The sequence below is a fragment of the Gordonia sp. i37 genome, from assembly GCF_002043085.1.
Lineage (GTDB): Bacteria > Actinomycetota > Actinomycetes > Mycobacteriales > Mycobacteriaceae > Gordonia > Gordonia polyisoprenivorans.
The window spans coordinates 1-7,704 of record NZ_MVPX01000285.1; the positions used below are offsets into that span (position 1 = coordinate 1).

Annotated in this window: 7 protein-coding genes; 4 read left to right on the plus strand and 3 right to left on the minus strand. The window is 68.3% G+C overall.

What is annotated here, in order from left to right:
* On the plus strand, positions 1-1,375 hold a 1,375-nt coding region (locus B1964_RS13815; protein WP_079930165.1), incomplete at its 5' end, for an HNH endonuclease signature motif containing protein.
* A gap of 245 nt (positions 1,376-1,620) precedes the next feature.
* On the opposite strand, the gene B1964_RS13820 is transcribed toward B1964_RS13815, so the two are convergent.
* Together B1964_RS13820 and B1964_RS13825 are read right to left on the minus strand one after the other, a co-directional pair.
* On the minus strand, positions 1,621-2,577 hold the full coding sequence (locus B1964_RS13820; protein WP_079930166.1) for a cobalamin biosynthesis protein: 957 nt from the start codon (positions 2,575-2,577) through the stop codon (positions 1,621-1,623).
* A 16-nt stretch (positions 2,578-2,593) separates the two neighbouring features.
* Positions 2,594-3,259 carry a Type 1 glutamine amidotransferase-like domain-containing protein gene (locus B1964_RS13825; RefSeq protein WP_253193997.1) on the minus strand — a complete coding sequence of 222 codons (666 nt, stop codon included), beginning with the start codon at positions 3,257-3,259 and terminating at the stop codon, positions 2,594-2,596.
* A gap of 35 nt (positions 3,260-3,294) precedes the next feature.
* On the opposite strand from B1964_RS13825, the gene B1964_RS13830 reads away from it, so the two are divergent.
* A complete protein-coding gene (locus B1964_RS13830; RefSeq protein ID WP_079930167.1) occupies positions 3,295-4,137 on the plus strand; it encodes a spermidine synthase in 843 nt (280 codons plus the stop codon).
* Here the strand turns inward: B1964_RS13830 and B1964_RS13835 are convergent.
* Positions 4,125-4,943, minus strand: coding sequence for a maleylpyruvate isomerase family mycothiol-dependent enzyme (locus B1964_RS13835; protein ID WP_079930168.1), 819 nt, complete (start codon positions 4,941-4,943; stop codon positions 4,125-4,127). The two genes, B1964_RS13830 and B1964_RS13835, sit on opposite strands and share 13 nt — an antisense overlap.
* A 248-nt stretch (positions 4,944-5,191) precedes the next feature.
* Here B1964_RS13835 and B1964_RS13840 point away from each other — a divergent pair, with 248 nt between their 5' ends.
* Together B1964_RS13840 and B1964_RS13845 are read left to right on the plus strand one after the other, a co-directional pair.
* Positions 5,192-6,133 carry a PHB depolymerase family esterase gene (locus B1964_RS13840; protein WP_014360416.1) on the plus strand — a complete coding sequence of 314 codons (942 nt, stop codon included), beginning with the start codon at positions 5,192-5,194 and terminating at the stop codon, positions 6,131-6,133.
* Positions 6,130-7,704: serine/threonine-protein kinase (locus tag B1964_RS13845; protein WP_079930169.1), on the plus strand; the 1,575-nt coding region annotated here is incomplete at its 3' end. The genes B1964_RS13840 and B1964_RS13845, both read left to right, overlap by 4 nt.

Here is a 7,704-nt window from a genome sequence, read left to right on the forward strand (position 1 = left end):
ACAACTCAAAGCGACCGCCACCTTCCACACCTTCACCGGTGAGGTTGCCGCCCCCAAATATCCAGCACTCGCCGAGGCGATGGCATCCGGGGCGGCCGGCTCCTCGCACGCGGCGGTGGTGATCGACGTCCTCGACCGTATCCCGGCGGCAGTGCCGTTCGACGAGAAAATGTCGGCCGAGGCCACGATGGCCCGCTACGCCCGCACCCACACCCCCTCCGACCTCCGGATCTTGGGGGCACGGGTGTTGGCGCACCTCGACCCCGACGGCCAACTGACCGACGATTCAGATCGGCAACGCCGCCGCCAGATCCGCATCGGCCGCCAAGACGCGCAGAAAATGAGTGGGTTGTCCGGGCAAATGACCCCCACCCTCACCGCACACCTCGAAGCTGTACTCGCCGCGTGGGCGGCCCCAGGAATGAACAATCCCGCCGACCCGGATTCGCCGACCGGGAGTCGGGAAGACGCCGACCCCGAACAGGTGGCGGCCGCGGCAGCCCGCGATCACCGCGATCAGGTGCAACGCAACCATGACGCGTTGGAAGCAGTCCTGCGTGCCGGACTGGATGTGGGTCTCGGCCCCCAGTCGCATCGCGGGCTGCCGCCGCATCTGATCATCAAAGCGTCGCTGTCGGAGTTGATTGCGCAGACCGGGATGGGCGTCACGGCGACCGGCACCCTCCTCCCAATCCGGGATGTGATCGCATTGGCAGCTCAGTGCCAGCCGTGGTTGGCGGTGTTCGATGACCACACGAACCTGCCCCTGTATTTGGGGCGGGCGCGGTTGGCGAGTCAAGGCCAGCGGATCGCGTTGTTCGCCAAAGACGGCGGTGAATACTGCTCGTTTCCCGGATGTACTCAACCCGCCGCGCACGTCGAAATCCATCACGCCACCAAAGATCACGCGAAAGGTGGGCTCACCAACATCGGTGACCTCGCCCCCGCCTGCGGGAAACACAACCGGATGGTCGGCGACAAACCCGGACAATTCACGACCGGGATTTATCGGGACGGGCCGTGGGCCGGACGGTGCTGGTGGCGCAAAAACACGCCCGTCGGCGCGGCGACACCGAACCCGAAACGCACCAACGCACTCCCCGACGTCGGGGCCACCTACACCGCGGCACTCGCGCGTTTCCGCGCGGAGTTGCATCCACCACCCGACCCACCACCAAGTGGGGCCGCTGCCAGTGCCGATACCGATCTCGCCGAGCGCGACGACCGGGGATCGATGCTGCCCACCGACCGACTACGGCGCACCCGAGTCCCGATCGGACACGGGTACTACGACCTCGTTGAGATCCTCACCCCCGACCCTGGCTCGCCGGTCGAGAACCGACTCGCCCAACTACTCGGCGACCACGGACTCTAGACCCCGTCACGTGCTTCCGTAAATGGCCGGAAACCAGCAGCGGTGCAACAGGTCTCGAGGCTCGTCGCTAACGCTCCTCGGCACCTCGACCACCGGAAGAAAAGGGAACTCCGCTAGCAGTCCTCGACACCTCGACCACCGATCAAGGAGCGCCCCCGCCCGGCGAGGAAGCCCCCTCCCGATGGTCGAGGTGCCGAGGAGCGCCAGCGACGAGGCCTCGAGACCCCCGACAGCCGAACATCAGATCACAAGCGTCGAGCGCGCCACCAGGCTATGGCGATGGCGGTGGCGAGCGCGCCGACTTGCACCTGTCGGGACAAAGCCAGGGCGGCACGAAGATCCGTTGAGGTCGGATCCCGCCCGTCGCCGAGGGTGGGTCGGTTCTCGGTGCGGTGCGGGTAGACCGTGATACCGCCGAGACGGATGCCGAGAGCTCCGGCGAAACTCGCCTCCACGACCCCCGCGTTGGGGCTCGGATGTGCCGATGCATCGCGCTTCCACGCGCGCACTGCACCCCGCCGATCGGGACCGGCGGCCACGACGAGCACCCCCGCGATCCGGGCCGGCAGGATGTTGAGCGCATCATCGAATCGTGCTGCAGCCCAACCGAAACGGTTGTAGCGGGCATTTCGATGACCGATCATCGCATCCAGTGTGTTCGCGGTCCGGTAGACGAGGAGACCGGGAACACCGGCCAGGGCGCCCCAGACCAGCGCTCCCACGGTGGCATCGGAGGTGTTCTCGGCCACCGATTCCAGTGCAGCGCGACAGATTCCGGGTTCATCGAGTGCATCTGGGTCGCGGCCGCACAAGCTCGGTATGAGTTCCCGCGCGCCCGGAACGTCGTCGGACTCGAGACAGTCGGCCACGTCGTCACCGACGCGGATCAGGGTGGTCCCACCCAATACGGCCCATGTCACCGCGGCGGTGAGCAGTGTTCGCGCCGGACCGTTCTCGGCGAGTGGGCGGGCCGCGAGTGCCCCGGCCACACCGACAGAACTTACACACAGCGCACAGTGCGCGTTGCCGGCGATCCGGCTGTCGGCGTATGTATGTCGTTGCAGCGCGGTGGCGAGGGAACCGAGACCGGCAACTGGGTGCCCACGTCTCGGGTCGCCGACCGCACGGTCCAACAGGTATCCGACCAGTAACCCTGCCGGTGAAGGCCGGACGGCAGCGACCCACCACCTCCATGCGCGCATCAGAGCAACCCCCGCATCAGTAGTCCGATGCCACAACGGTCTGCTGCTCGCCACGCACCAAGAGCGCCTGGTGGTCGGCGAGCGGGGTCACGCGGTGGCGCGACTCGTACTTGCGGCGCACCGACTCGATCACGTCGGCGGGATACACCGGGAACTGGCCGTCGGCATGCGGGAGCACCACCGTGTCGATGAGTTCCAGACCGCGCGGATCGACCGGACCCGGTGCCTCGGCCGGATCGTCGAGGCCTTCCACTGGCGCGATGGTCGGACCCACCACGACCGCGCCGGCGCTGCATCCGATGTAGGGCAACGACGCTCGTACCCGCTCGGCGAGCAGATCCCCCGCGCCCGCCCGACGCAGCGCCCACAGCAAGGCGAAGGAGTTCCCTCCGGCCACGTACACCGCGTCGACCCGGTCGAGCGTGGTGGCGAACTCCTCGAGATTCTGCCGCACTGCCGAGAGGTCCACGACCGCATACCCTGCGGCCGTCAGGCGGTCACGTTCGGCGCGCACACCCGGCTGGCCGGCATAGGGGATCCGCGCGTCGTCGAGATACCCGATCTGCAACTCCGACAGCGCTTTTCCCGTGGTCTCCGACAGGAACCCGGGCACCGCCCCGAAACCCAGCGACAGGAGCAACAGATTCACGGTGGTCACGCTACCCGCGGACACAGCACCCACGGCGGCCCACCCTTGCCCGATACACTCACGCGGTGATGGCACGCCCCCGCCCCGTTCCCGTCGCGGGCACCTATCCGATCGACACCGGCATGGCCGAGCTGGCCCCGGACCCCATCTCGGGCGGATGGCTCCTGCAGATCAACGGCACACACAGCTCGCACATCGACGACGATCCTCGTGTGCTGGACTTCGAGTACCTACGACAGATGGCGGCCGTCATCGAGGACCGCCACCCCACGCAGGCGAAGCTCTCCGTCCTCCATCTCGGCGGCGCCGCATGCGCGCTCCCCCGCTATCTGGCCGCGAGCTTTCCGCAGTCGCGACACGTCGCGGTCGAGATCGACGCCGAGCTGGCGCGTCTCGTCCGCGAGTGGTTCGACCTGCCGCGCGCACCGCGTCTACGTATCCGCGTCGGTGACGCACGCGCCGTGCTGGAGTCACTCCAGCCCGACACTCGAGAAGTGATCATCCGGGACGCATTCGAATCCGACCGCACGCCAACACATCTGACGACGGTGGAGTTCACGCATGCCGTCAAGCGGGTCCTCACCCCGAATGGCCTGTATCTGGCCAACTGCGGCGACACCCGCGATCTCGGTCGCGTGCGCGCCGACGCCGCCGCGCTGGCCGAGGTCTTCGACCACATCGCGCTGATCGCCGACCCGGCGATGTTCAAGGGACGGCGCACCGGCAACGTGGTCATCGCGGGCAGCGACGGCCCCCTCGATCCCTCGCCGACACTCGTCCGGCGACTGCTCAGCGATCCGCTTCCGGCGCGGGTGATCGCCGGCGACGAGGCCAGGGCATTCGGGTCCGGGCAGGCACGCCACGATCCACCGAGCGTCTCCGACGAGACCGCCGACGATCAGATCATGTAGTTGAGGGAGCCCAGGATCGCTTGGCCCAGCTCCTGATCGCCGCGAACCTTCACCGCCGACGGATCGGCGCTGCGCCGGCCACCGGCGAGCCGGACCAGATCGACGGCATCGAGTTCGAGCACCACGTCGGCGGCCTCGTCGCCACCGTCGAAGGCCTCGACGAGGCCTGCCCGGTCGGCGACGGCGATGCGCACGGTACGCGGTGCCGCACCGGTGATCTCGAACGCGACGGCGCTTCCGGCGGCCGCCTTGGCGCGCTTACCGACCACGAACGGCAACGACGCCGCGATCTCATCGAGCACCCAACCGACCGGTGCCGCAGACGGAGTCCCACCGATCGTGCCGTCGCGGAGGTCGACCTCGTGAATCCAGCAGTCGAACAACCGGATTCGCATGAACCGACCGTAGGTGTCCGGGCCCGCCGGAGTGGCCGCCGCGGCGTCGAAATCCGACTGCGACATCGCCGACAGGGCCGCGCTGCGGACCGCGATGATCTCGTCGTAGGCAGCGAGTACCTCGTCGGCGGGTCGCCCCCGGAAGTGTTCGACCCACTTCTCGTTGAATTCGCCGATCGGATTGCGCACGTGGTCGAGATCGGTGAGACCTGCGGGTGCCTCGACGTCACGTCCATCGAGCATGCTCTCGGTCCCGATGATGTGCGCGATGATGTCGGCGTTGGTCCAGCCCGGGAGGATCGACGGCTGCGTCCACTGCTCACCGATGTCGTCGGCCAACGCCCGCAAGGCGGCCCACTCACCGATCAGGTCCGGGGTCAACGTGGTGTGGTCGATGGACGTCGTGGGCATGAAGGTCTCCGATTCGCGGGCTGGTCGACTGCGCCCGAGGAGAGGACAGGGGCGTCCAACGCGCCTGACCATCACGGGCGGCTTCGACGCTACCCCGGTGGCGCTGCCGCGACCGCCGGGTTCACACACGGCGACAAAATGTCGCGAGTGCTTCTCGGACACCGGCATCCGGGCGGGAAGCGTGCCGGAGATGTCCTATCCTTGCACGGGTGCGGGTAGCGAGCAGGTGGTCAGGGCCGATCGTCACGATGCTGATGGTGAGCGTTTTCGCCGCCACCGCCGCTCTGCTCACCGGGGCCGGAGCGCCCGCACATGCCGCCCCCTCCCCGGTCGCGGCGTGCGCACCACGGGCTGCCGCCCCGGCGAACACCGTCCACACGACCACTGTCGAAGGTGTGACACGAACGTACCGGGTGCATCTGCCCGCGGGATACACCGGGCGCACCCCGATGCCACTGATCCTCGCGTTCCCCGGTCACACCGAATCGCCGACGACGTTCGAGCGCTACACCGGTCTGTCCGCCCTACCGGCCGTTGTGGTCTACCCCGACGGCTTGCGCGGCACCGACGGCACATTGTCCTGGCAGGGCGCACCGTACTCCTCGCCGCAAGCCGACGACATCGCGTTCACCGCGGCGATCCTGCGGGAGGTGCGGGCGACGAGCTGCATCGACCGCACCCGCACCTATGCGGTCGGCCGATCCAACGGCGGTGGGTTGGTGTCGATGCTTGCGTGCCGGATGCCGGGTCAGTTCGCCGCGTACGCCATCGTCAACGGAGCCTTCTACGACCAGAGCCTGCGCGGCTGCTCGGCGTCGACGGCGCCCGCGTCGATCATCGACTTCCATGGCACCGCCGACGCCACGATCCACTACGGTGGCGGCACCCGACTCGGCGGTCACTACGCACCGATCTTCGACGTCGTACGGTCGTGGGCCGCGCGCAACGGGTGTATACCGACACCCCTGGAGGTCCCCGTCAATTCTGCTGTCACACAGTTCCTCTGGCCGCTGTGTCGGTCGGTCGGCAGCGAGATCTCGCACTATCGCATCGCCGGGGGCGCCCACGTGTGGCCCGGATCGTCAGTACACCGGGGTCGGACCGGCGTCAGCGACAGCATCTCGGCCACGACCCTGATCTGGCAGTTCTTCAACCGGCACCCACTCACGGTGGGCGGACGATCGAGATGAGCGCCGTCGACGACCGGACCGGGACCACGCTCGGACCCTATGCCATCGCCGAGCTGCTGGGCCGGGGCGGGATGGGTCAGGTCTATCGCGCCACCGACACCCGAAAGGGACGAACGGTCGCGCTCAAGTTACTCAATCCCGAGTTCGCCGACGATCAGGTGTTCCGTGACCGATTCCTACGGGAGTCACGGGTCGCGGCGCGGATCAACGACCCACACGTCGTCCCGATCCATGACTGGGGCGAGATCGACGGGCTGTTGTTCATCGACATGCGGCTGGTGACCGGACGCGATCTGCGCGCGATCCTGGTCGAGCAGGGAAGCCTGGCGCCCGAGAGGGCGGTGGCCATCCTCGGGCAGGTCGCCGACGCCCTCGACGCAGCCCACCTCGACGGTTTGGTGCACCGCGACGTCAAACCCGACAACGTTCTCGTCGACGCCCGCGACTTCACCTATCTGGCCGATTTCGGGCTGGCCCAGGGCACCGCCGACACACGCCTGACCACCGCGGGCACCGCCATCGGGTCGTTCGGCTACATGGCACCTGAACGATTCGGCGCCGACGAGGTCGGCGCGGCCGGCGACATCTACGCCCTGGCCTGCGTGCTCTACGAATGCATCGCCGGGACACAACCTTTCGCATCCGCCACCAACCTCGAGCGACTCATCGCCGCTCACCTCAACGCCGAACCACCACGGACCGGTACGGCGCTCGATCCGGTCATCGCCCGCGGGATGGCCAAGAACCCACGCGACCGGTACCCGAGTGCCGGTGCACTGATCGACGCTGCCCGCACCGCCCTCGCCTCCCCCGGCGAAGCGTCCCCCGGTGCGCCATTCCCTGGCACGTCGGCGGCGCCCGCGACGCTTGCACCGCACACCGCACCGCCCACCGGTCACACCACCGAGCGGCCGGCTGCGATGAACCCGGCTGTCGTGAATCCGGCGTCGTACTCTCCGACAGAGATCGCTGCAGGCTCCGGCGCCCGCCACTTCGAGCCGTATCCGTATGCACCGCAGCACCATCCGCAGACACCGACACGCCGGTCACCCGTACTAGCGATCCTCGTCGCCATCGCGGTGCTGCTCGCGGGCGGCATCGGAGTCGGCGCATGGGTGCTGCTGCGCGACTCCGACGACGGGGCCCGCACCGTCGCCGACGCCAGCCTGACCACCACACCGACCGCCGCGGCGCCTCCCAACACCGCGAGCCAGGCCACCCCGACCCCGACCACGCCATCGGTCACCACGCCATCCCCCGCCGGTTCGGCCAGGGCTGCCTTCGACCTCGGCCTGGCCACACCCATCAGCACGCCGGCATGTGACGGCACCGGGATCGTCGTGGTCGGCAATGCCGTCGATCCGTCGAACTACGCCGGCGAGGTGCAGGGCTATCTCACCGCATTCCCCGGGTCGAGTTACCTGCGCACCGACCAGACGTGCTCATCGTTGCGGGCACGCGACGACAACGGCAATCCGATCTACGCGGTGTACCAGGTGGCCGGACGGACCACCGCCGACATCTGCCGCCTCCGCAACCAGATCGGCGGCACCGCCTACGGCAAGTGGCTC

Bases quoted from the DNA above. Each gene is read 5' to 3' on its own strand.
- B1964_RS13820 (WP_079930166.1), bottom strand. From the start codon at position 2,577: ATGCGCGCATGGAGGTGGTGGGTCGCTGCCGTCCGGCCTTCACCGGCA.
- B1964_RS13830 (WP_079930167.1), top strand. From the start codon at position 3,295: ATGGCACGCCCCCGCCCCGTTCCCGTCGCGGGCACCTATCCGATCGAC.
- B1964_RS13835 (WP_079930168.1), bottom strand. From the start codon at position 4,943: ATGCCCACGACGTCCATCGACCACACCACGTTGACCCCGGACCTGATC.
- B1964_RS13840 (WP_014360416.1), top strand. From the start codon at position 5,192: ATGCTGATGGTGAGCGTTTTCGCCGCCACCGCCGCTCTGCTCACCGGG.